The organism is Xanthobacter aminoxidans, from assembly GCF_043193615.1.
Classification (GTDB): Bacteria; Pseudomonadota; Alphaproteobacteria; order Rhizobiales; family Xanthobacteraceae; genus Xanthobacter; species Xanthobacter aminoxidans.
Genome location: NZ_JBAFUS010000002.1, coordinates 672,702 through 696,431, shown reverse-complemented (window position 1 = coordinate 696,431; position 23,730 = coordinate 672,702). Strand labels below are relative to the sequence as shown.

The 23,730-nt window shown below is 68.3% G+C and carries 22 protein-coding genes; 14 read left to right on the top strand and 8 right to left on the bottom strand.

The window, feature by feature from the left end:
• Window position 1 precedes the first annotated feature (1 nt).
• The 3 genes from V5F74_RS12235 to V5F74_RS12225 all read right to left on the bottom strand — a co-directional run bounded on the left by V5F74_RS12235 (window position 2) and on the right by V5F74_RS12225 (window position 3,732).
• Complete coding sequence (locus V5F74_RS12235) at window positions 2-973, bottom strand: ABC transporter substrate-binding protein (protein ID WP_394008319.1); 972 nt, start codon at window positions 971-973, stop codon at window positions 2-4.
• A gap of 214 nt (window positions 974-1,187) precedes the next feature.
• Window positions 1,188-2,792 carry a UbiD family decarboxylase gene (locus V5F74_RS12230; RefSeq protein WP_394008317.1) on the bottom strand — a complete coding sequence of 535 codons (1,605 nt, stop codon included), beginning with the start codon at window positions 2,790-2,792 and terminating at the stop codon, window positions 1,188-1,190.
• A 436-nt stretch (window positions 2,793-3,228) separates the two neighbouring features.
• Window positions 3,229-3,732 (bottom strand): MarR family winged helix-turn-helix transcriptional regulator, encoded by a 504-nt coding sequence (locus V5F74_RS12225; RefSeq protein WP_374253515.1) that lies wholly within the window; start codon window positions 3,730-3,732, stop codon window positions 3,229-3,231.
• Between the two features lie 345 nt (window positions 3,733-4,077).
• Between V5F74_RS12225 and V5F74_RS12220 the strand changes: the two genes are divergently transcribed.
• From V5F74_RS12220 to V5F74_RS12175, 10 genes are read left to right on the top strand one after another with little or no spacing between them, the layout of a single operon-like run.
• A complete protein-coding gene (locus tag V5F74_RS12220) occupies window positions 4,078-4,848 on the top strand; it encodes a GntR family transcriptional regulator (protein WP_250168101.1) in 771 nt (256 codons plus the stop codon).
• On the top strand, window positions 4,845-5,591 hold the full coding sequence (locus V5F74_RS12215) for an ABC transporter ATP-binding protein (RefSeq protein ID WP_374253512.1): 747 nt from the start codon (window positions 4,845-4,847) through the stop codon (window positions 5,589-5,591). The genes V5F74_RS12220 and V5F74_RS12215 overlap by 4 nt, the downstream gene beginning before the upstream one ends.
• A gap of 56 nt (window positions 5,592-5,647) precedes the next feature.
• Complete coding sequence (locus tag V5F74_RS12210) at window positions 5,648-6,439, top strand: ABC transporter permease (RefSeq protein ID WP_197023041.1); 792 nt, start codon at window positions 5,648-5,650, stop codon at window positions 6,437-6,439.
• A gap of 50 nt (window positions 6,440-6,489) precedes the next feature.
• Window positions 6,490-7,467 carry an ABC transporter substrate-binding protein gene (locus tag V5F74_RS12205; RefSeq protein WP_394008314.1) on the top strand — a complete coding sequence of 326 codons (978 nt, stop codon included), beginning with the start codon at window positions 6,490-6,492 and terminating at the stop codon, window positions 7,465-7,467.
• Window positions 7,468-7,516: 49 nt separating this feature from the next.
• Window positions 7,517-8,533, top strand: a complete 1,017-nt coding sequence (locus V5F74_RS12200) for a zinc-binding dehydrogenase (RefSeq protein WP_029558990.1) — start codon at window positions 7,517-7,519, stop codon at window positions 8,531-8,533.
• Window positions 8,534-8,544: 11 nt separating this feature from the next.
• The gene (locus V5F74_RS12195) at window positions 8,545-8,964 is read left to right on the top strand and encodes a PaaI family thioesterase (protein WP_029558991.1); all 420 of its coding nucleotides are present in this window, start codon (window positions 8,545-8,547) and stop codon (window positions 8,962-8,964) included.
• A gap of 10 nt (window positions 8,965-8,974) precedes the next feature.
• Window positions 8,975-9,757 (top strand): VOC family protein, encoded by a 783-nt coding sequence (locus tag V5F74_RS12190; protein WP_394008311.1) that lies wholly within the window; start codon window positions 8,975-8,977, stop codon window positions 9,755-9,757.
• A complete protein-coding gene (locus V5F74_RS12185) occupies window positions 9,754-11,295 on the top strand; it encodes a class I adenylate-forming enzyme family protein (protein ID WP_394008309.1) in 1,542 nt (513 codons plus the stop codon). The genes V5F74_RS12190 and V5F74_RS12185 overlap by 4 nt, the downstream gene beginning before the upstream one ends.
• Window positions 11,292-12,374: a PLP-dependent cysteine synthase family protein gene (locus V5F74_RS12180; RefSeq protein ID WP_250168097.1), complete on the top strand. Its 1,083-nt coding sequence runs from the start codon at window positions 11,292-11,294 to the stop codon at window positions 12,372-12,374. Before V5F74_RS12185 ends, V5F74_RS12180 begins: the two co-directional genes overlap by 4 nt.
• A gap of 25 nt (window positions 12,375-12,399) precedes the next feature.
• Window positions 12,400-14,025, top strand: a complete 1,626-nt coding sequence (locus V5F74_RS12175; protein ID WP_394008307.1) for a gamma-glutamyltransferase family protein — start codon at window positions 12,400-12,402, stop codon at window positions 14,023-14,025.
• 218 nt (window positions 14,026-14,243) lie between these two features.
• Here the strand turns inward: V5F74_RS12175 and dxs are convergent, their stop codons facing one another.
• The 3 genes from dxs to V5F74_RS12160 form a co-directional block, all read right to left on the bottom strand.
• Window positions 14,244-16,187, bottom strand: coding sequence for a 1-deoxy-D-xylulose-5-phosphate synthase (dxs, locus tag V5F74_RS12170; RefSeq protein WP_394008306.1), 1,944 nt, complete (start codon window positions 16,185-16,187; stop codon window positions 14,244-14,246).
• 119 nt (window positions 16,188-16,306) lie between these two features.
• Entirely contained in the window at window positions 16,307-17,224 is a 918-nt protein-coding gene (locus V5F74_RS12165; RefSeq protein ID WP_394008304.1) for a glycosyltransferase family 2 protein, read from the bottom strand.
• Between the two features lie 7 nt (window positions 17,225-17,231).
• Window positions 17,232-18,503 (bottom strand): glycosyltransferase family 9 protein, encoded by a 1,272-nt coding sequence (locus V5F74_RS12160; protein ID WP_394008302.1) that lies wholly within the window; start codon window positions 18,501-18,503, stop codon window positions 17,232-17,234.
• A gap of 130 nt (window positions 18,504-18,633) precedes the next feature.
• Here V5F74_RS12160 and V5F74_RS12155 point away from each other — a divergent pair, with 130 nt between their 5' ends.
• Window positions 18,634-20,010 (top strand): hypothetical protein, encoded by a 1,377-nt coding sequence (locus V5F74_RS12155; protein WP_394008300.1) that lies wholly within the window; start codon window positions 18,634-18,636, stop codon window positions 20,008-20,010.
• Window positions 20,007-20,597: a protein-S-isoprenylcysteine O-methyltransferase gene (locus V5F74_RS12150; RefSeq protein WP_394008298.1), complete on the top strand. Its 591-nt coding sequence runs from the start codon at window positions 20,007-20,009 to the stop codon at window positions 20,595-20,597. The genes V5F74_RS12155 and V5F74_RS12150 overlap by 4 nt, the downstream gene beginning before the upstream one ends.
• A 96-nt stretch (window positions 20,598-20,693) precedes the next feature.
• Here the strand turns inward: V5F74_RS12150 and V5F74_RS12145 are convergent, their stop codons facing one another.
• Entirely contained in the window at window positions 20,694-20,969 is a 276-nt protein-coding gene (locus tag V5F74_RS12145; protein ID WP_394008296.1) for an exodeoxyribonuclease VII small subunit, read from the bottom strand.
• A 158-nt stretch (window positions 20,970-21,127) separates the two neighbouring features.
• Between V5F74_RS12145 and V5F74_RS12140 the strand changes: the two genes are divergently transcribed.
• A complete protein-coding gene (locus tag V5F74_RS12140) occupies window positions 21,128-22,291 on the top strand; it encodes an ATP phosphoribosyltransferase regulatory subunit (protein ID WP_024278389.1) in 1,164 nt (387 codons plus the stop codon).
• Window positions 22,288-23,265: an ATP phosphoribosyltransferase gene (hisG, locus tag V5F74_RS12135; protein WP_029559003.1), complete on the top strand. Its 978-nt coding sequence runs from the start codon at window positions 22,288-22,290 to the stop codon at window positions 23,263-23,265. Before V5F74_RS12140 ends, hisG begins: the two co-directional genes overlap by 4 nt.
• A 57-nt stretch (window positions 23,266-23,322) precedes the next feature.
• On the opposite strand, the gene V5F74_RS12130 is transcribed toward hisG, so the two are convergent.
• Window positions 23,323-23,595 (bottom strand): hypothetical protein, encoded by a 273-nt coding sequence (locus tag V5F74_RS12130; RefSeq protein ID WP_394008293.1) that lies wholly within the window; start codon window positions 23,593-23,595, stop codon window positions 23,323-23,325.
• Window positions 23,596-23,730: the final 135 nt, after the last annotated feature.

The window sequence follows — 23,730 nt, the reverse complement described above, 5'->3', positions numbered from 1 at the left end:
CTCATTTGGGCAGATAGGAGAGGGCCACGATGTCGGCGTAGGGCATCGGCTTCAGCTTCGGCTCGGCGATCGTCATCATGGCCATGAGAAAGTTGAAGCTCTCCGGCGACATGACGCCGTCCTTGGAGAGATAGCCGGCGGCCAGGTCATCGGCGAGCTGGGCGACCATGGCGTCGTCCTTCATCTCGGGGAACAGGGACTTGATGGCGGGAAAGAGCACCGTCTTGTCCTGCTGGATGAGGCGCAGCGCCTTCACCACCGCCCGCGCCACCTTGCGCGCATCTTCCGGGTGGGCCTTCAGCCAGGTATCGGTGGCGATGAGATCCTGCGCCGGATAGGGCAGCTTGCGGAAATCCTCGATGATCCGGTAGGCGCCCTTCTCGGCCATGACGATTTGGATGTCCGGCGTCGAGAACATGCCGCCGGCGATGGCGCCGGCCTGGAGCGCGGCCTTCTGCGCGCCCGCCCGGCCCACCGAGAGCAGCACGAAGTCCTTGTCCGGGTCGAAGCCCGCCTTGCGGATGGCATAGCGCACCGTGGTGTCGGTGAGGCTGCCGGCCGTGGTGATGCCGATCTTCTCGCCCTTGAGGTCGGCGATGCTCCTGGCGGTGGAATCCGCCTTGCCGATCAGCGCGTAGCTGTGCTGCTCGGCCAGCGCCACCAGCACCTTTCCGCCGAGCCCGCGATCCTGGAGATGGACCGCATGGTCGGCGGCGCAGATGCACAGATCGATGCTGCCGGAGGCGAGGGCCTGCGCCACCGGCCCGCCGCCCTTGAAGTCGAGGCGCTCATATTTGAGGCCCTCTTCGGCGAAGAAGCCCTTCTGGTCCGCCACGAGGACCGGCAGGCCGCCGGCCGAGAGCTGGGCGACGCCGATCTTGAGCAGCGTCTCGGCGGAGGCGGCCATGGACGACAGGCCGGCCAGCGGCAGAAGCGCCGCCGCGAAAAGAAGAGACTGGAACCTGCGACGCATGTGTTCACCCTCTGGAAGAGTGGAAGAATGCTTCACCAACCTCAAACGCTCTCGCCGCTTCTCTTTTCCGGGCGATGATTTTTCTTCGGGCCGGACTTTCTTCGGACCGGACGTTCTTCGGGCCGGGCTTGCCGGAAAGCTGGTCTTTTCCGATTTGAAAACGATGGGCGTGGTGTCCCCGCAGCCACCACGCCCATCGTCTCGGCCGCCCGGCTCACGCGCCCGGCGGCTTGGCGGCAAAGCGCGAGCCGCGCAGGCACATGGCGCCCTTCGCGTCCTGCCACAGGCGTTCGGTGGCGTGCAGATGGCCGAGGGCGCGGGCGATGACGGCGAAGTTGTAGTCGCTGAACGCCTCCGCGATATCCGTGTAATAGCGCGGCGCCTCGCCGATCATCTGCGCGATCTTCTCGGCCAGCTCGGCGACATCTTCCTCGCCCGCCACCGCACCGGGCTCATCCGCCTTGCCGGACACGTAGTCGCCGATCTTGGCCGTGTCGGCATAGGCATAGGCGATGCGCTCGTAGCGCTCCTTCGGGATGCCCTCGGAGATGGTGGCATCGATGCCGACCTTGGCGGTGGTGGGCACCACGCCGGGCGGCGTCGGCGGCAGGCTCGGGTCCAGCGGCTTTCCGCGCGCGCCGGTGACGATCATGATGTCCTTGTCGCCCTGCACGCGCGTGGCGATGGCCCATTCCACGTCCATGGGATTGAAGACGTCGATATCGTCGTCCACCACCACCACATGCTTCAAATCCATCACCGAAAGGGCGGCGAGCAAAGCGTTCTTGCCCTCCCCCGGCTGCTTCTTGATGGAGATGACGGCGTGCCAGAAGGCGCAGCCGCCGAGCGTGACGTTGATGTCCTTCACCTGCACGCCGGCGGTCTTCAGCGCCTGCCGGATGAGGGCGTAGCGGGTGGGGGCGGCGAGCCAGGTGTTCTCCCACGGCATGTGGAGCGCGTAATAGACCGCATCCTTGCGCATGGAGACCGACTTGATGCGCACGATGGGGTTCCAGTGCAGCCCGCCCATGAGCCGGGTGAACTCGCCGAAGCGGCCTTCCGGATAGATCCAGCCGTGGGGCAGGATCTCCGCCTCCAGCACGATCTCGGCGTCGGCGATGTAGGGCACGTCGATGGTGCGGCAGGGCGCGAGGTCCACCGGGCCGCCGCGCAGGCCACCGGAAATGGCCATCTCGTCCACGCCGAGAGGCGCGCGGAAGCCCGAGCCCATGATCTCGTAGGGGTGGGTGCCGATGGAGATGGAGATGGGGCACGGCCGTCCCGCCTCGTAGGCCCGCTGCGCGAACAGGCGCATGTTGTTGGGCGTGACGATATCGATGCCGGTGAGGTTCTTTTCCTTGACGATGAAGCGATAGATGCCCGCGTTGAGCCCGAATTCCGGATCGCGCGCGATCACCACCCCGGCGGTGATCATCGGGCCGCCGTCATAGATCGAGCTCATGGGGATGGGCAGCTTGTAGAGGTCGACCGCATCGCCCTCCATCACCACTTCCTGCGTGGGCGAGGTGTTGACGATGTTGGGGTTCACCGGCCGGTCGATGGCCGCCCTCAGCTTCATCTCGATTTCGGGATAGGCGGTGCAGCCGAGCGACATGATGGCCCGCTTCTGCGAGCGGATGATGCCGGAGACGACGGGCACGTCGTAGCCGATGACGTTATGGAAGAACAACGCCTTGTCGGACTGGTCCACGAGCGTGGCGATGTGGCGGATGTCGATCGGCTGATGCAGGTCGATCAATTCGCCCTGATCGCGAAGCCGGCCCAGAAACTCGCGAAACGTCTCGGTATCGTGCCGCATCTGTCACGCTCCACGCGCGCCACGTGCCGTGGCCACGCCACTGAACAGGCACGGCATGACGCCGCGCCCCTCCCGATTTGATGGACTTTTTCACGCCGCCATCGCGAACATCGGCCACACGCCCGCCGGACGCCGCGACAGAAATGCCAAGCTTATTTGCAGTTGTTCAGGGCACTCGCAGCCAATTCGAGCTGCTGAACTCTAACCCTACGGCAGTTATCGCATCACTCATGATACGGAACCCCTCGGAAACGCCGCCCATGGCGAGCCGTTCACCTTCCGATGCCGAATGGGCTCGAGAGGTGCTGTGCTCTACACAATCAACACGCTGTCACGTTGGGGCGGACACGCCGGAGCCCAGCGACCACGGAAGACATAATACATAGCTTGGTATGCAAGTCTACAGAATGGTCATGCGCTAATTTTAGGCAGAGCCCTAGTCGCGCTGCTGGATATCGGCCTCCAGCCGCTCCGTGAGATCGATCAACATGTCTCGCAGAGCCTTCTGCGCCGCCGGATCGAGCCCTTCCAGCGCCACGCTGTTGACTTCGGCAGCGTTGCGGACGGCATCGCGGGCGAGCCGCACGCCCGCCTCGGTGAGATGGATGGTGGCGAGCCGGCCATCCTCGGCACTCTGGCGGCGGGTGATGAGGCCGTCGCGCTCCATGCGCTTCAGGGTGTTGGCCATGGTGGCCTGCTCGATGCGCACCACCTCGCACAAATCGCGCTGGCTCATGCCGTCCTGGGCGAGCAGTTCCACGGCGATGGGATACTGGCCGGGGAGGATTCCATCCGGCCCGTTGCGGACCTTCAGGGACTGGGCAAGCAGCCGCGCCAGCAGGCTGATGAGATAGCCGAGCGTCATCCGGTGCAGCGGGGCGACCTCGAAGCTCTCCGGCGCCGCCATCTCCTGCGCCTGATGCTTGCCCTTGGCCGCCATCACCACCCCTCCGCTCGCCTGCAGACCCGTCCGGGCGGGCGTCGAACGCCGCGCACCATCTTCCGCAACCCTCCGGGCCGCGAACCCCTTTCGGTTTTAGAGGGAGAGACGCCAAGTTTCCAAGGCCCCACGCTCACGCCCCCTCCAGCGCCCATGGCCGGGACTGGGACTGGCCCTTTCTTGGGCAGCGCCCTGTGAGCCTCCCACCAAAACCGCCCGCTTTTGCGACAGATGGACACCATATGGTTGATTTACATCGATAAATTTTTTCATAGCGTGCTATCTATTTAGCCTTCTCCCCAGTCAGGTCGTTCTGTAGGCTTCTCACCAGTCAGCCGAGAGGTGATGAGCGTGACCGAGGAGCGCGACAGCGACCGGGGATCGGATGCGGGGCATGTCCTCGAAATTCCGAGCGCGACCCTGAAAGGCCGGCAGGCCTACGACCTGCTCCGGCGCGAGATCGTCTCCTGCCGCATCCTGCCGGGCACGCGCTTCACCGAAGCGGAGCTGATGGAGCGGCTGGAGATCGGCAAGGCCAGCTGCCGTATCGCCCTCCAGCGGCTCATCCAGGACGGCTTCGTCGCCTCCATGCCGCGCCACGGCTACCGCGTCACGCCCATCACCGTGAAGGATGTGGAAGAGGTCTTCGCGCTCCGGCTGGTGCTGGAGCCGCTGGCCGCGCGCGGCGCCGCCGGGCGGGTCAACCGGGCCCATCTGGAGCGGCTCGAAGAGGCCTGCCGGGTGAAGCTGACGACCGATGTGGGCAACCAGATCGACTTCTTTCTCGAAGCCAACCGCAGCTTCCACATGGCCATCGCCGAGGCCGCCGGCAACCAGCGCCTGTGCCGCTCGCTCTCCGGCCTCCTCGACGAGATGACGCGCCTCGTGGCGCTCGGCTTCGGCGTGCAAGGCGTGCGCCCCAACATCGCCAACGATCACGTCCTGCTCATCGAATATCTCTCCGCCGGCGATGCCGCGGCCGCCGCCGAAGTGGCGCGGCGGCATGTGGAGACGTTCCGCGAGATGACCATGGAGAAGGTCATCGCCTCGCTCCGGGATTCCGCCGCGGTGGTTCCCGTCGCCCCGCTCTCCAGCCTGAGCGGGAGGGAGCGGTGAGCGTCGTCCAGCTGGAAAGCGTCGGCAAGAGCTTCATGCGCCGCGACGGCGAGCAGCTCGAAGTGCTGCGCAACATCGATCTCGACGTGCCGGAGCGCTCCATCGTCGCCCTCGTCGGCGCCTCGGGCTGCGGCAAGAGCACTCTGCTCAACATCGTCGCCGGTCTCATCCCGCCGGATCAGGGCACGGTGTTCCTGAACGGCCAGAAATCCAGCGCCTTCAAGGATTGGCGCACCATGACCTACATGTTCCAGGAGGACCGTCTGTTCCCCTGGCGCACCACCGCCCAGAACGTCGCCCTCGGCCTCGAAGCCGCCGGCATGCCGCGCAAGGAGCGGCGCGATAGGGTCATGCAGGTGCTGGAGCTGGTGGGGCTGGAGAAGTTCGCCGACTCCTTCCCCCACGAACTGTCCGGCGGCATGCGCTCGCGCGCCGCGTTGGGCCGCAGCCTCGTCACCGAGCCGTCGATCCTGCTCATGGACGAGCCCTTCTCCAAGCTCGATCCCTCCATCCGCACGCAGATGCACGACGAGGTGCTGCGCATCGCCGGCCTGCGGCAGATGTCGGTGCTGTTCGTCACCCACGACGTGGAGGAGGCGGTGGTCCTCGCCAACAAGATCGTGGTGCTGATGCCGCGTCCCGGGCGGGTGAAGGAAACCCGCGAGATCGACCTGCCCTACCCCCGCAATCCGCTCTCGCCCGAGGTCGCCGAAGAGGTGCGCCTGCTGCGCCTCAGCCTGTGAATACGTTCCCTGCCGCGTTCCGCCGCGTCCGTCCTCCTTCGCAGAAGCCGAGCCAGATGAAGCGCTCCCCCCTCCAGATGACCCAGGACCGCCGGCTGCGCCTCATCGGCCTCAGGCTGCTGCTCATCATCATCGTGGTCGGCCTCTGGGGCATCGGCTCGCTGGGCGCGCCCGCCTTCATTCTGCCGAGCCCGCGCCGGGTGTTCGGGGTGTGGACGCAGCTCGTGGTCACGCCCGGCTTCTGGGCGGATTTCGGCATCACCTTCTACCGCATCGCCATGGGGTTCATCTTCGCCACCGTGGTGGGCGTGGTGCTGGGCCTGCTGCTCGGGGCGAGCCGCACGCTGGGCGACTTCTTCCAGCCTTTGCTGGTGGTCATCAACACGGTGTCCTCGTCCATCTGGGCGATTTTCGCGCTCATCTGGTTCGGCCTGTCCAACTGGTCGACCATCTTCGTGGTGTTCATGACCGCGATGCCGCTCATCCTCACAAATGTCTGGCAGGGCACGAGCACGGTGAACCGCGATTTCATCGAGCTGGCGCAAACCTTCCGCATGTCGCGGCTGCAGGTTCTTCTGAAGATCTACCTGCCCACCATCCTGCCCCAGTTCTTCGCCGGCGCGCGCCTCGCCTTCGGCTTCGGGGCCCGCGTCTCCATCGTGGCGGAAGCCCTCGGCGCGTCGAGCGGGATCGGCTATCGGCTGCGGCAGGCGGCAGACCTCGTGCAGACGGACCAGGTGTTCGCCTGGACCCTCACCCTTGTCATCCTGATGATCTTCATCGAGGCGGTGCTGCTGAAGCCCCTCGAAACGCATCTCTTCGCCTGGCGCAAGCCGCGCCCGGCCTGAAACCCATAAAGCCAAAAAACAATACAACCTTCCATCACGGGGATTTCGATATGAAGCGTCTTGCTTTACTGGCCGCCGCAGTCGCAATCGGCCTGTCATCTCTTCCCGCCGAAGCCGCGAAAGTTCGGATCGGATACTGGAGCTCCGGCGTCAGCCTCGGCTTCGGCTCCTTCCTGGAAGCCGGCAAGTTCATGGAGAAGCAGGGGCTCGAAGCCGAGTTCGTGAAGTTTCCGGATGTGAACGCCCCCACCAAGGCCATGGCCGCCGGCGCCATCGACTTCGCCATCGGCGCCAGCGCCGGCAGCGCCTTCTCGGTCGCCGCCGATGGCTTGCCCGTGACCATCGTGCTCGCAACGCAGGTGGCCGATCTCGACTTCGTGGTGATGGCGGATTCCCCCATCACCAAGATGGAGGAGCTGAAGGGCAAGAAGATCGGCATGTCGCCGTCCGGCAGCGCCACGGCGGCCATCAGCGCGGCAATCCTCATCAAGAATTACGGCATGACCGCCTCGGACTTCGAGGCCGTGCCGGGCGCTGATCCGCGCCTCGCGCAGTTCCTGGTGCAGAAGAACATCGACGCCGCGGCGCTGCGCACCGTCACCATCGCCCTCCTGCCCGACGTGAAGCTGCGCAAGCTCGCCTCCTTCCGTGGCGAGTGGGCGAAAGTTACCGGCAAGGAGGCCCCGCCCGTGCTCGGCGTCGGCCTCATGCGCAACGCGTGGATGAAGGAAAATCCCGAGGGCGCCGCCAAGGTCATCGCGGGCATGCGCGGCGCCTACGAGGCCGGCAAGGCCGACAAGGCCGCCGTCGCCAAGGCCCTGATGGCCGCCGGCAACATCCCCGAAGCCGATGCCAAGGCCTACGCCGCCCTTTGGGACGGCATCTACACCGTCTCCATGGAACCCGCAGACATCGCGTCGATGAAGGCGGAGTTCGAAGTCTTCAAAAGCGTCGGCGCAGTAAAGGGCGACCTGCCCGACGCGGCTCTGGACCCCGCCCCCTACCAGGCTTCCAAGGCCATCAAGTAGTCGCCCTGGCGCTCAAGCCGCCGAAACGTTCCAAGCAGAGAGAAGTGAAATGACAAAAACCATGAAGGCCCTGCTGCTGAAGCAACATGGCGACGTGAGCGATCTCGTGGTCGTCAACGACTATCCCGTCCCCAGCGCGAAGCCGGGCGAGGTGGTGATCCGGGTCGGTGCGTCGTCCTTCAATTATCACGACGTGTTCACGGTGAAGGGCATGCCCGGCATCAAGGTGCCGCTGCCCGTCATCATCGGCCTCGACATGGCCGGCGAGATCGTGGAGCTGGGCGAGGGCGTCACCGGCTGGTCGGTGGGCGACCGGGTGCTGGTGAACCCGCTCAACCCCAAGGTGGGGCTGATGGGCGAGATGATGGACGGCGGCATGGCGGAATACTGCGCCGTCACCGCCGGCCAGCTCATCAAGATGCCCGACGGCGTGAGCTTCACCGACGCCGCCTCCCTGCCGGTCGCCTACGGCACCGCGCACCGCATGCTGGTCACCCACAACACGGTGAAGGCAGGCGACAAGGTGCTCATCCTCGGCGCATCGGGCGGCGTGGGCACGGGCTGCGTGATGCTCGCCAAGCAGATGGGCTGCGAGGTGATCGCCTGCGCCGGTTCCGACGACAAGATGGCCCGCCTGAAGGAACTGGGCGCCGACCATGTCGTGAACTACCGCACCACCGACTTCTCCAAGTGGGCGGTCGAGAAGTACGGCAAGCCCCAGCGCCGCACCTATGAGGGCGGCGTGGACGTGGTGGTGAACTTCACCGGCGGCGACACCTGGGTGCCTTCGCTCCGCTGCGTGAAGCGCGGCGGCACCATCCTCGTATGCGGCGCCACCGCCGGCCACGACCCGAAGGAAGATCTTCGCTACATCTGGAGCTTCGAGCTGAAGGTCATCGGCTCCAACAGCTTCTACCACGAGAACCTCTCCGCCCTCATGGACATGATCCAGAAGGGCGAGCTGAAGCCGGTGGTGGACAAGGTTCTCCCCCTCGAAGAGGCCGCCGAGGGCCTGCGCATGATCCGCGACCGCGAGGTCATGGGCAAGATCGTCGTTACCCCCTGAGAGGCCGCACCATGTCTGACGCTCCCCTGACCAAGGAACAGGTCCAGGCCCTTCTGCTGAAGGGCCCCTTCCACCAGTGGCTCGGCCTCACCGTCGAGGACGTGGGCGAGGGCACCATCCGCCTGCGCGCCAAGTGGCGCCCGGAATGGGTGGTGAACGCCGACAAGGGCTACGCCCACGGCGGCATCCTCGCCACGCTCGTTGACCTCACCGCCGACTGGGCGCTGGTGTCCAAGACCGGCCGCGGCGTGCCCACCGTGGACCTGCGGGTGGACTACCACCGCGCCGCCATGCAGCACGACCTCATCTGCGTGGGCAAGGTCATCAAGTTCGGCGGCCAGCTCTGCGTCTCCGAGGCGCAGGTCCTGGACGAGGACGGCAAGCTGCTGGCCTCCGGGCGCGGGGTCTACATGATCCCGCCCAAGGCCTGAGGAGGCGCCCGTGGCCGCGCTCGACCATGTGGTGATCAACACCCTCAAGTCCATGGACGCGGCCGCGGACCTCTTTGCGGCGCTGGGCTTCACGCTCACGCCGCGGGGGTACCATTCGCTCGGGTCCATCAACCACCTGATGATGACGCCCGGCGCCTATCTGGAGCTGGTGGGGGTGCCGGACACCGGCCGCCAGCGCCAGGAGGTGCTGGACAGTCCCTTCGGCCTCAACGGCCTCGTGCTGCGCACCTTCGACGCCGACACCACCCGCGACCGCCTCGCGGCCGCTGGATTCGCCCCGACCGGGCCGGTGGCCTTCTCGCGGCCGGTGGACGTGGAGGGCGTCGAGCATGACGCCCGCTTCCGCACCGTGCGCCTGCCGCCGGAGACCTTCCCGGCCGGGCGCGTCTATTTCTGTGAACACCTGACGCCGGAGCTGGTCTGGCGGCCGGAATGGATGACCCATCCCAACGGCTTCCTCGCCATCGACGCCTTCACCATCTCCTCGACCGACCCGGACGCCGAGGCCCGCCGCCTTGCCAGGGCGTTCGACAGCACCGCAACGCCCCAGGCCGAAGGCTGGCGCGTGCCGCTGGATGATGCCGACGTGCTGGTGGTGCCGGGCGAGACAGCCGTCTTCCGCACCGCGACGCTGCGCTTCGCCAGCTTCGACGACATCGCGGCCCGCGCCGCCGCGCGCGACGATGCCGGCTGGCAGCCCCTTTCCCCCGATGCGGGCCTGCTCAGCCTGCCCGCCTTTGACCTGAACCTGACCTGCAGGAGCAGCCGATGAGCTTGCCCGCGAACCTCGGGGATTTCGTCTGCCGCACCAACGCGCCGGACCATCCCCTGTTCATCGGCCTCGATTTCGACGGCGGCACCACCGTGCTCACCCGCGCCGCCTTCGACGCCCTCGCCGACGCCGTGGCCCGCGGCCTGCTGAGCCAAGGCCTCGTGCGCGGCGACCGCATCGCCATCCTCGCGGCCAACCGGCCGGATTATGTGGCGGTGGTGATGGGGGCCATGCGCGCCGGCATCGTGCCGGTGCCGGTGAACTTCAAGTTCCCGGCCGCGACCATCGCCGACGTGATCGCCGATTGCGGCGCCCGCCTCGTGGTCCACGATGGTGAGCGCCGCGCGCTGCTGCCCGCCGAACCGCCCGCCGGCGTCGCCTTCGTGGATTTCGACGGCACCGGACCGGGCACGCTCGCCGCCCTCCTCGATCCCGGCCCGTTCGCGCCGGTGGTGCCTGCGCCCGACGAGCCGGCGCTCAGCCTCTACACCTCCGGCTCCACCGGACGGCCCAAGGGCGTGCTGCTCTCCCACGCCGCGCACCGGTGGGTGGCGGACACCCGCCGCACCGAGACCGACCTCTCCCGCGAACGCATGCTGATTGCCGCGCCGCTCTACCACATGAACGCGCTGGCGCTGGCCCTGCTCACCTGCGCCTCCGGCAGCACGGCGGTGCTGCTGCCCCAGTTCCGCGCGGTGCCCTATATCGAGGCCATCGCCAGCCACGGCTGCACCTTCCTCACCGCCGTGCCGCCCATGATCGCCATGATGCTGCGGGAGAAAGCGGCGCTGGCGAAGGCCGACCTCTCCGGCGTACGCATGCTGCGCATGGGCTCGGCTCCGGTGACGGATTCGCTGGCCCAGCAGATCCGCCAGCTTCTGCCCAACGCCGCCATCATCAATGCCTATGGCACGACGGAGGGCGGGCCCATCGTGTTCTCCGGACATCCGGATGGGCGGCCCGTGCCCATGGGCTCGGTGGGCTATCCCCACCCGCAGGTCGCCGTGCGCCTCGTGGGGCCGGAGGCGCCGGAGACCGGGGAGCTGGAGATGAAGAGCCCGGCGGTGATGCTCGGCTATCACAATCGCCCGGACGTGCGCTCGCCCATCACCGCTGACGGCTTCTACCGCACCGGCGACGTGTTCCGTCGCGACGCGGATGGCTTCTATTATTTCCTCGGCCGCACCGACGACATGTTCGTCTGCGGCGGCGAGAACATCTTCCCCGGCGAGGTGGAGGCGGTGCTGGACCGCCACCCGCAGGTGCTGCAATCCTGCGTCGTGCCGGTGCCTGACGACATCAAGGGCGAGAAGCCCGTGGCCTTCGTGGTGCGCCGCGCCGGCGCCGACATCAGCGAGGAGGCGCTCAAGCAGTTCATGCTCGCCAACGCCCCCGCTTATCAGCATCCGCGCCGCATCTGGTTCCTGGAGCAGATGCCGCTCGCCACCACCAACAAGATCGACCGCAGTGCGCTGAAGCGGCGCGCGATCGCCGATGTGAGCGCGGCCGAGATGAGCCCCGCAGGGAGCCCGGCATGAACGTCATCGCCCCGCCCCGCGCCGTGCCCGATCAGGCGTGGGTGGCCGAGGCCATCGCGCGCATCGAGGCGGACATCAACCGCTCGGCCGACACCCACCTCATCCGCATCCCGCTGCCGCGCGTGCCCGGCATCACGCTCTATCTCAAAGACGAATCGAGCCACCCCACCGGCAGCCTCAAGCACCGGCTGGCGCGCTCGCTGTTCCTCTATGCCCTTTGCAACGGCTGGATCGGGCCGGACACGACCATCATCGAATCCTCCTCCGGCTCCACCGCCATTTCGGAGGCCTATTTCGCCCGGCTGCTGGGCCTGCGCTTCATCGCGGTGATGCCCCGGCGGACCTCGGCGGAGAAGGTGGCGGCCATCGCCTTCGAGGGCGGCGAGCCCCACCTCATCGACGGCTGGAACACCTCGGAAGAAGCCCGTCGCCTCGCCGAGGAGCTGGACGGCCATTACATGGACCAGTTCACCTTCGCCGAGCGGGCCACCGACTGGCGCGGCAACAACAACATCGCCGAGAGCATCTTCTCGCAGATGGCGTGGGAGCCGTTTCCGATCCCCGACTGGGTGGTGTGCAGCGCCGGCACCGGCGGCACGGCGGCGACCATCGGGCGCTTCATCCGCTATCGCAAGTTCCCCACGCGGCTGTGCGTGGCGGACCCGGAGGCGTCAGTCTTCCACCGCCACTATGCCGACCGTTCGGTGATGCAGGTGGATGCCTGCAAGAGCGTCATCGAGGGCATCGGGCGCACGGTGGTGGAGCCCTCCTTCATCCCCTCGGTGGTGGACCGCATGGCGGTGATCTCCGACGCGGCGAGCATCGCCGCCGCCCGCCGGATCAGCGCCGTCATCGGCCGCGCCTGCGGCGGCTCCACCGGTACCAATATCTCCGCCTGCGTCGATCTCATCGAGGAGATGGCGGCGGAGGGGAAAGGCGGGTCCATCGTGACCCTGCTGTGCGATTCCGGCGCGCGCTACCGTTCCACCCTGTATGACGATGCCTGGCTCGCCGAGCACGGCATCGACCTTAAGCCCCACATCGCGCGGCTCGATGCCGTGTTCGGCCCTGAGCGCTGAGCTTCTCTTCTTGCGGGACTGCACCATGACTGCGTCGTTCGATTGGTCCGCCGGCTATCCCTCGCGGCGCCTGCCCGTGTTCGGCAACAATGTGGTCTCCACCTCCCATCCCCGGGCGGCGCAGGCGGGGCTCTCCATGATCGGGCGGGGCGGCAATGCGGTGGACGCCGCCATCGCCGCCGCCGCCGTCATGGCCATCGTGGAGCCGTGCAGCAACGGCCTCGGCTCGGACGCCTTCTGCATCCTGTGGGACGGCAAGGGCCTGCACGGCCTCAACGCCTCGGGCTTCTCGCCCGCCGCCTGGACGCCCGAATACTTCCGCGCCAAGTACGGCGCCGACGCCAAGACCCTGCCCCAGCGCGGCTGGGACGCGGTGACGGTGCCCGGCGCGGTGGCGAGCTGGGTCGCGCTCTCCGAACGCTTCGGCAAGCTGCGGTTCGCGGACCTGCTGGAGCCGGCCATCGCCATCGCCGAGCGCGGCTTCCTCGTCTCCACCAACGTGCAGCACAAGTGGGCCGCCGCCGCGACCCTGCCCCAGCTCACCAGCCAGCCAGGCTTCAGGGAGGTGTTCCTGCCCAAGGGCCGCGCGCCCTTCGTGGGCGAGCATGTGACCATGCCGGGCGCCGCCCGCGCGCTGCGGCTGATCGGCGAGACCAAGGGCGAGGCCTTCTATCGCGGCGAGATCGCCGACGCGCTGGAGGCGAACGCCAAGGCCAATGGCGGCGCCCTCACCGCCGCCGACATGGCCGCCTATGCCCCGGACTGGGTGACGCCCGTGGCGCAGGACTATCGCGGCTACACGGTGCACGAGATCCCGCCCAACGGGCAGGGCATCACCGCGCTGATGGCGCTGGGCATCCTCTCCCATTTCGATCTTTCGGGCCTGTCGGCGGACAGCGTGGAGGCGCAGCACCTCCAGATCGAGGCCATCAAGCTCGCCTTCGCCGACGTCTATCGCTACGTGGCCGATCCCCGGGCCATGGAGATCAGCCCGGCGGACATGCTGGACAAGGATTATATCGCCGGCCGCGCCCGCCTCATCGACCCGCGCCGCGCCCAGCGCTTCGCGCCGGGCAATCCGGTGCGCGGCGGCACCATCTACCTCACGGCGGCGGATGCCTCCGGCATGATGGTGAGCTTCATCCAGAGCAATTATCAGGGCTTCGGCTCCGGCGTGGTGCTGCCGGACTGGGGCGTGTCGCTCCAGAACCGCGGCTTCGGCTTCAGCCTCAACCCGGAGCGCGCCAACGTGGTGGCGCCGCGCAAGCGGCCGTTCCAGACCATCATCCCCGGCTTCCTGACCAGGGATGGTCAGCCGGTGATGAGCTTCGGCGTGATGGGCGGCAACATGCAGCCCCAGGGCCATGTGCAGACGCTGGTGCGGATGCTCGACTTCGCCCAGAACCCGCAGGCCGCCTGCGACGCCCCGCGCTGGCGCTTCGACGAGGGTCTGTCCATCAACCTCGAGCCCGGCAACACGCCGGAGCTGCTGGACGGCCTCGCGGCGCTGGGCCACGAGGTGGCCGTGCTCAACGACACCTATCAGGATTTCGGCGCCGGCCAGTTCATCTGGCGCATGGGCGATCCGGCGGTGGAAGGCTATGCGGCCGCGAGCGACCCGCGCCGGGATGGTCAGGCGGCGGTGAGCTGAGGGGACGAGCCGAGCCGGAGACCCGAGCAGGCCGCGCCACCATGACACCCGTCATGCCCGGCCTCGTGCCGGGCATCCACGTGGTTAGGCCGGGAACGGCATTCGGACGTTGATGCTAGCGTCACGACGTGGATGGCCGGGACAAGCCCGGCCATGACGGTTGTTCGGATAACGCAGGCGCTGCAGACTCCGATGATGCCCCAAGGAGCCCCCGCCCCTCACCCCGCCCGCGACAGTTCCCGCCCGGAGAGCCCCGCCGCCTTGGCCTTGCCCAGCAGCCCCTCCACCTTCGCCACAATGGCGTTGGCGTCGAGGCCGGCTTCGGCGATCTGGCGGGCCTGGGTGTCGTGGTCGATATAGATATCCGGCAGCACCATGGAGCGCACCTTGACGGTGCCGCGGTCCAGAACGCCCTCGTCGGTGAGGAATTGCAGCACCTGGCTGCCGAAGCCGCCGATGGAGCCCTCTTCCACCGTCACCAGCGCGGCATGGCCGGAGGCCAGCTTCAGCGCGAGGTCGCGGTCGATGGGCTTGGCGAAGCGGGCATCGGCCACCGTCACGGTGAATCCGGCAGCCTCCAGCCGCTCGGCGGCGTCCAGCGCGGCCGCAAGGCGGGTGCCCAGCGAGAGGATGGCCACATCGCCCTCCCCGGTGCCGCGCACGATACGCCCCTTGCCGATGGGCAGCGCCTCGCCCCGGTCCGGCCGCTCCACGCCCACGCCCTCGCCGCGCGGGAAGCGCACGGCGGAGGGGCCGTCGTCATAGGCCACGGCGGTGGCGATCATGTGCATCAGTTCCGCCTCGTCGGCGGGCGACATCAGCACCATGCCGGGCAGGCAGCCGAGATAGGCAAGATCATAGGCGCCCGCATGGGTCGCCCCGTCCGCCCCCACGAGGCCGGCGCGGTCCACGATGAAGCGCACGGGCAGCCCCTGGAGCGCCACGTCGTGGATCACCTGGTCGTAGGCCCGCTGGAGGAAGGTGGAATAGAGCGCGCAGAACGGCTTGAAGCCCTCCGCCGCGAGGCCGCCCGCGAACGTCACCGCATGCTGCTCGGCAATGCCCACGTCGAAGGTGCGGTCGGGATAGGCCTGCCCGAACAGGTCAATCCCCGTGCCCGAGGGCATGGCGGCGGTGATGGCGACGATCTTGGGATCGCGCCGCGCCTCGGAGATCAGGCTCTCGGCGAACACGCGGGTGTAGGACGGGGCGTTGGACTTGGCCTTCACCTGCGCGCCCGTCACCACGTCGAACTTCACGACGCCGTGGTACTTGTCCGCGCTCTGCTCGGCCGGGCCGTAGCCCTTGCCCTTCTGGGTGACCACATGGACGAGGATCGGCCCCGTCTTGGCGTCCCGCACGTTCTTCAGAACGGGCAGGAGGTGGTCGAGATTGTGCCCGTCGATGGGGCCGACATAATAGAAGCCCAGCTCCTCGAACAGCGTGCCGCCGGTCCAGAACCCGCGCGCGAACTCCTCGGCCCGCTGGGCGCCGCGCTCCACGAACTTGGGCAGGTGCCCGGCGATCTGCTTGCCGATCTCGCGCAGGGAGCGATAGGTCTGGCCGGAAATGAGCCGCGCCAGATAGGCCGACATGGCGCCCGTGGGCGGGGCGATGGACATGTCGTTGTCATTGAGGATGACGATGAGGCGCGAATCCATGGCGCCGGCATTGTTCATGGCCTCATAGGCCATGCCCGCCGACATGGCGCCGTCGCCGATCACCGCCACCACGTTCCGCTCGCCGCCGCCGAGGTCGCGCGCCACCGCCATGCCGAGGCCGGCGGAGATGGAGGTGGAGGAATGGCCGGCGCCGAAGGGGTCGTATTCGCTCTCGGCCCGGTTGGTGAAGCCGGAGAGGCCGCCACCGGTGCGCAGCGTGCGGATGCGCTCGCGCCGTCCGGTGAGAATCTTGTGGGGATAGCACTGGTGGCCCACGTCCCAGATCAGCCGGTCGTGGGGGGTGTTGAACACGTGGTGCAATGCCACCGTCAGCTCGACCACGCCGAGGCCCGCGCCCAGATGCCCGCCGGTGACGGAAACCGCATCGATGGTCTCGGCGCGCAGCTCGGCCGCAAGCTGGGCCAGCTTCTCTTGGGGCAGCCGCCGCACATCTGCGGGTTCGCGGATGGTATCGAGCAACGGGGTCTTCAGCAAAGTCACGGACCACTCCGACCGGAACGAACCGGGAAACCGAGCCTTACACACGGGCTCGCTGGTATGCAACGTACAAAGGCTGACCTTGCGGCGACGCTCGGGCGACCTTCGTCTACACCTGAAACCTATACGTGCGGCGGGGCATTCCGGCGCACTCCATCGAGGCAGCCGGCGAATTTTCCCGCCCGGATGGCGACGCGGTGGAGGTCGAACAGCGCCAGCGCCAGCGCGCAGCCGGCCCCCAGCCAGAGGAGCCGCGACGCCCGCCCGCCGGCGCGGCCGTATTTCTCCCGCACATAGAGTTCCGAGTGCATCTTGGCGCGGTTGATGCGGAAGGTCTGGCCGAAGGAGGGCGTGCTGGAGCGCCCGCCCGCATGGGTCACCCGCGCGTCCGTCACCACCACGATGGGGACGCGGCGGGCCAATACGCGGAGCGAGAGGTCATCGTCCTCATGGTAGAGGAATATGGCCTCGTCGAAGCCGCCGAGATCGAGGAAGGCGGCGCGGGACACCATGAAGGCGGCGCCGTGGACGAAGCGGGTGCAATAATCCCCCGCGATCTCCTCCGGAGCGAGGCGGGCGCTGCGCGGGACCGTCTCCAGAATGGAGCCTTCCTTGCGCATGAGCCGGCCGTTCTCGCCCACGATGGCCGGCATGAGAATGGATGGCTCGCCATAGAGCCGGGCCGCCGCCAGCAGGCGGGGAATGGTATCCGGCCCCAGCACCGCATCGGGATTGAGGAAAAGGACATAGGGCGTCCCCGCCCGCCGGGCGCCGGCATTGCAGGCCGTGCCGAAGCCGGCATTGGCAGGCATGGCGACGAAATCGACCGGCCGCGCGAGGGCCGCCGCCCACGCCGTGCCCTCGGGGCTCGCATTGTCCACCACCACCACCGGGCATTCCGCCGGCACGCTCGCCACCGCACGGCCGATGACGGCCGAGCTGTTGTAGGTGACGAACACGACCGTCACGTCGGCGGGAGCGGGCCGTGGGCCGTCCTCATCGGACGGGGCCTCCGCCACGGTCGGAAAGGGGCGCATCATGGGCGCTCTAGTGCAGCGGAACGCCGGCAAACTCAAGGCCGAGGGCGGCGAGCCCCGCCAGCGCATGGTCCGGCGTGAGGCGCGTCATACAGCCGTGGCCGTGGGTGCAGTCGGCCACATCGTTCAGGAAGCACGGCGCGCAGCTCGCATGGGCGCTCAGCACCGCCACGCGCGGGCCGGCAGGCGCCCAGCTATGGATATCCGCAAGGCCTGAGAACAGGCACAGCGTCGGTCGTCCGAGCGCCGCCGCAAGGTGGGCCGGGGCGGAATCTAGCGCCACCACGGCCCGTGCCCCGCCGATGATGGCGGCGAGCCCGGCGAGATCCTGCCTTCCCGCCAGGTTGACCACGCGATCCGCCGGCAGCCCGGCGGCGATGGCGGCGCACAGCGGCTCCTCTTCCGCCGTGCCGGTGAGCACGAGGCCGAGGGCGCCGGCGTCCAGCAGCCGCTCCGCCAGCACCCGCCAGTTCTCCACGGGCCAGAGCTTGATGGCGAGGCGGGCGCCGGGGGCGAGCACCACATAGCCCTCGGGAAAATCCGGCAGAGCCGGCGGGGCACCGAGAGGGATGGGCGCCCCTTGGCCGTGGACGGCCCGAAAGGCGCTGGCCAGCACCTCGGCAAGGGCGCAGAGGCGCGCCCCCGCCGGCAGCGGCGCCAGCAGGCCGCCTGCGCGGGCCGAGGCCTCCATCTCCGGCAAGGCGAGGTCGAGAGCATGGCGGGCGCCGAGCCCGGCGAAGCCGACGCGAAACCGCACCGGCAGCGCCGCCAGCAGCGCGCGGGAATCGTCGGCGTGGCGCAGGTCGATGGCGATGTCCACGGGCGGCAGATCCAGCGCCGCGACCGCCGCCAGCGCCGCGTCCGGCACGGCAGCGGGCGGATGGCCCCGCGCCGGATAATAATCGAAGCCGTGCACCGCATCGAAGAGGCCGGTCGCGGCGGCGAAATCGCACATGAAGGGCGCGCACAGCAGCGTCAGGCGCGATGCGGGAAACGCCTCCCGGAGCCGCCGGATCGCCGGCAGCGCGGTGACGAAATCCCCCGCATGATCGAGCTTCACCACCAGCAGCGACGGCGCCGGACCCAGCGCGGCGAGGCGGGACAGGGGGCTATCCCAAAGGCCGGGCGCGAAGCTGGGGGAAGTTTGCAGGACGGGCTGTACCGGCTCCGCCTCGGCCTGGGGCAGCGCCGGAGGCTCGGACACCAAGGGAGCGGCCGCGTCGCCACCCACGGGCGCCGATGGCTTCCACATGGCGGTCAGCAGATCCCGCAGCCTCGACATGCCCTCTCCATGCCCGCCGCGATGAGGGGCCCGCCGCCCCTGCCCTGCCGAGGTGGGACGGCTCCATTATCCCGGCGCCTGCCGTTGCCGCAACTAGCCACGCCCGGCCATCTTCGCTAGAAGGCGCCCCATGCACGACGCCGAGGGAACGCTCGCAGGCCCCACCGCCGGGACCGACGCCGAAGCGCGCGGTATCCCGCCCCAGGACGCGGACGCGCGCGCCCGGGTCCGCCGCCGCCACGTCTTCTTCATCGCCGGCTTCGACCCCATGGCGGTGGAGGGACACCACCGCATTTTCGTGCGCGAGCTAAAACGCTTCGGCGACGTGTGGAATGTGCGGACCCACTGCCGCGACTCGGCACCCGTGCCGACGCCCACGGGCGGATTCTGGCGAACCGAAGCTGACGGCCCCAACTGGCATACCGAAACCACGTTCGAAAACCTGGGGTGGCATGACCTGACCCGGGCTGACATGGGCCGTTCAGTCTGGAGCCACATGAAGGGCTCGGTGCGGGCCATGGCGGACATGGTGTCGAGCGGCACGATCGCCAACTACTTCCGCTCCAGCCGGCGCTACGGCCTATTCTTCCTCTTCACCTACATGCTGCTCGCCTTGTTCTGGGGGCTGGCGGCGGCAGCGGGTTTCCTTGTTCATCAATGGCTTGCGGCATTCGGCACGCTGGTCGCGACGGTCGCCGGCCTTGCCGTGACCCTCGCCGGCGGGCTCCTCCTGATGCGCTGGCCGGGGCGCCGCTTCCGGCTGAAACAGTCGCTGGATCTCGCTGAATTCTCAGTGGATTTCGTCCGCGGCCGGCATCCCGAGGTGGAAGCCCGCATCCGCGCCTTCGCCGATCGCCTGCGGGCGGTGGAAGCGGAGGCGGCGGCGCAGGGCATCGACGAGATTATCGTTGCAGGCCATAGCCTTGGCGCCATGCTCGCGGTCAGCGCGGTGGCCGCGGCGCTCACCGCCGATCCTGCCTTCGGCACCCGCGCGCGGGTGCGCATCCTCACCCTCGGCTCGACCACCGCCAAGTTCGCCCTGCACCCGGCCGGCGGACGTTTTCGCGAGGCAGCAGAACGGGTTGCGGCGGCCGAGCAGATCGGCTGGGTGGAGGTGCAGTCGCGCGACGACATCGTCTCCTTCTACAAGGTGAACCCCGTCACCCTCGGCCCCGTCAGCTTCGCCCCGGTGCTGCTGCCGCCCGCCGACTATTTCCTCAAGCCATTGATCCGGCATGTGGAAATCCGGCAGATGATCTCACCGGCCATCTACCGCCGCCACTGGTTCGACGTGATGCGCCTGCACTGCCAGTGCTTCCTCGCCGGCGATATCCGTTCGACGCATGACTTCTATGCGTATGTCTGCGGACCCCTCTCATTCGACGTTTTGGCCTCGCATACCAATAGCTTACGGGCCTATCTCCTGCCCGACGGAACCCTGCGCCCGCTGGTCTATGACGACGCCGGCTGCATCCTCCCCCTCCCGGAACCCGAGACCGCCGCATGAGCCTCCTGACCTTCGCCAAGATCGCCTGGGCCGTGGGCGTTGTATCCTGGTACGTCCTGCGTATCCCCTTCGAACGAAAGGCAAAACGCCAGCGCGTGGCGGATGCGCGGCACCGCAATCTGCGGGAGATGATCCTTCTGTCCATCTCCACGCTGGGGCTCGGAATCATCCCCGCGATCTATGCGGCGACGGGCTTCCCCAGGTTCGCCTCCTACCCGCCGACCGTGCTTCAGGTGGTGGCGGGCGTGGTGGTGTTCGCCGGCTCCCTCCTGCTGTTCTGGCGCACCCACCGGCAGCTTGGAAAGTATTGGTCGGTGACGCTGGAGATCAAGGACAAGCACGAGCTCATCACCTCGGGGGTGTATCAGAAAGTGCGCCACCCCATGTACTCGGCCTTCTTCCTGTGGGGCTTGGCGCAGGCGCTGCTTCTGCCGAATTTCATCGCCGGACCGGCCGGCCTGATCGGCTTCGGCATCCTCTTTTTCTTCCGCGTCGGGCGCGAAGAGCAGATGATGCGGGAGGCCTTCGGCGCCGAGTATGACGCTTATGCCCGTCGCACCAGGCGCGTCATTCCGGGCATCTATTGAACGAAGCGGGAAAACGGGCGCAGCAGCGATTCGGTCCCGCTGCGTTCCCCCACTGTCCCCGACAAATCCTGCAACCGTCCCGTTTCGGGACGCTTGTCAGGCGTCCGGATCGAGCGGCTGGGTGCCCGCCGGCCGGCCGGCGGCGTCGCGGGTGATCGTCTCCACCCGCGCCTCGGCCGCCTTCAGCAAGGCCTCGCACCTCTGCTTCAAGGCTTCGCCGCGCTCATAGATGGCGATGGATTCCTCCAGCGGCACGTTGCCCCGCTCAAGGTTGGCGACGATGGCTTCCAGTTCGGCAAGCGCCTGCTCGAACGAGAGATTTTCGACGCCGGCCGCCGCCGTGCCGCCCTTTGCTCCGCCCGCGCCTGCCATGGCCGCCTCCTGATTCGACAGGCGCTCACCATAGACGACACCCGCCGCCACCCGAAGCGCGGCGCTTCACCCGGGAGGCGGGCCGAGTCGGCGCCGGGGTGGCCGTAAGGCGCCGGCTTTGCTAGAAGCCCGCAAGACCTCACGGAAACCTTGCACCCATGTCGCCCGCGGCGCCCGCGCCCCTCACCTCCCGCACGTCCCCGAGCCTCGAGGAGGCGCTGGTCGCCACCTTCGCGGCCGCCGGCTTCGCGCGCCTCGATCCGCCCATCCTCCAGCCGGCCGACGTATTCCTCGACCTTTCGGGCGAATCCATCCGTCGCCGCATGTATCTGACGGCGGACGCCGAAGGCCACGAGCTGTGCCTGCGGCCGGACCTCACCATTCCGGTCGCCCGCGCGGTGCTGGCCGAGGGCATGGCGATGCCGGCACGGGTGAGCTATCTCGGCCCCGTCTTCCGCTTTCGTGGCGAAGGCCCCGGCGAGTTCCGGCAGGCCGGCGTGGAATCCTTCGGCCGCACCGACATCGAGGCGGCGGACGCGGAAATCCTGTCCCTCGGCCTCAATGCCTGCGCGCTCTACGGCCTGCCCCAGCCGGACATCCGGCTCGGCGATGTGGGCCTGTTCACGGCGCTGCTCGATGCCCTGCCGCTGGCGCCGGCCATGCGCCGCCGGCTGCTGAAGGATTTCGGCCAGGGACGGGTGAACCTCGATCTCGCCCAGCTCAACGACAAGAGCCGCGAGGGCGCCCCCGCCCATGCCGGCGTGCTGGCGGCGCTCGATGGCGCAGACCCGGCTGCCGCCCGCGCGCTCATCACCGATCTTCTCTCCATCGCCGGCATTTCGACGGTGGGCGGGCGCAGCGTGTCCGAGATCGCCGAGCGGTTCCTGGAGCAGTCCTCCCTCGACGCAGGCGGCGGGCTTTCGACGGAAACCTCGGAAATCCTCTCGCGCTACCTCGCCATCTCCGGCACGCCGGACGACGCCTCGGCCCGGATGCGGGCGCTGGCGGCGGATGCGGGCATCGACCTCAACGCCGCCCTCGACCTGTTCGACCGGCGCACCGGCTTCTTCACCGCCTATGCGGTGAACCTGTCGTCCGTGCGCTTCTCCACCGCCTTCGGGCGGCCGCTCGATTATTACAGCGGCATGGTGTTCGAGCTGCACGACCCGGCCCGTCCCGGCGCCGGACCGCTGGTGGCGGGTGGACGCTATGACCGGTTGCTGTCGCGGCTCGGTGCGGAAGGTGCCATCCCCGGCGTCGGGCTTGCCGCCTGGGTGGAGCGCCTCGCCGGCCTCTCAGGTGCCGCGGAGGACGCCCGATGACCACGCCGCTCATCCTCGCCGTGCCGTCCAAGGGGCGGCTTCAGGAAAATGTCCACGCCTTCTTCTCCCGCGCCGGCATGCCGCTGACGCAGGCCCGCGGCGCCCGCGACTATCGCGGCGCGCTGGGCGGGGTGGAAGGGGTGGAGGTCGCCTATCTGTCCGCCTCGGAAATCGCCGCGGCGCTGGCCTCCGGCACCGCCCATCTGGGCGTGACCGGCGAGGATCTGGTGCGCGAGAACATCCATGAGGCGGACAGCCGCGTGGCGCTGCTGGAGAAGCTCGGCTTCGGCCATGCCAATGTGGTGGTCGCGGTGCCGCAGGCGTGGATCGACGTGCGCACCATGGACGATCTCGACGACGTGGCGAGCCACTTCCATGGCCGCACCGGCCGGCGCATCCGCGTCGCCACCAAATATGTGAACCTGACGCGCGGCTACTTCGCCCGCCACGGCATCATCGACTACCGCATCGTCGAGAGCGCCGGCGCCACCGAGGGCACGCCCGCCGCCGGCACGGCCGAGCTGATCGTGGACATCACCACCACGGGCGCGACGCTCGCCGCCAATGCGCTGAAGGTGGTGGACGACGGCATCATCCTGAAGTCCGAGGCGAACCTCGTCGCCTCCCTCACCGCCAACTGGAGCGGCGGTCCCCTCGCGGCGGCCCGCGCCATGTTCGACCGGCTGGGAGCCGAGAAGCGCGCCCGGACCATGCGGGAGGTGCGCACGCGCTTTGCCGATTGTGATGCCTCGCTGGTGGACGAGGCGGTGGCGGCCTATCGCTGCGTGGCGCCCTTCGGCGGCCCCACGTCGTCCGGCATGCTGACCCTGCACTGCCCGCCGGACACGCTGCACGCCCTCGCCACCTTCCTGCGCCAGCGCGGCGCCAGCATGGTGACGGTCGGCCCCATCGAATACGTCTTCGCCGCCGACAATCCGCTCTACGAGGCGCTGGACGCGCGGCTGAACGGCTGAACAGCTGACCTTCGTGAATGCCCCCGGCCGGCGCAGGACGCCGGCCGGGGGTTTTCGTCAGTTGGTGCCGAGGCCGCGGTCACCCTGCGCCAGGAACAGGCGGTCGGCTTCCGAGAGCGAGCTCCGCTCCTGACCGGCAGAGAGCGCCACGAAGGCCGGATGGCCGGCGCGGGGCGTCGCGTAGCCGAGCGGCTGCACCTGCGAATGGAGGGTCGCAGCGGCCTGCGCCTCAGCATCGGCGGCGGCGAGGGACGGTTCGTCACCCGCGAAGGCCGCGCCGGAAGCAAGGAGGGCGGCGAGCGCGACGGCGCTAAAAGTCAGATTACGCATGTTGATCTCCTTAAATACCAACCCCACCACGCCCTTTGATGGCTAGGAGCTAGGGTGCGCCGCAAAATTCGATAAGGCTCCCTTAGCGAAACAATCGGTGGGGATTTCTGGACAATCGACGAGAATTCTTTGATC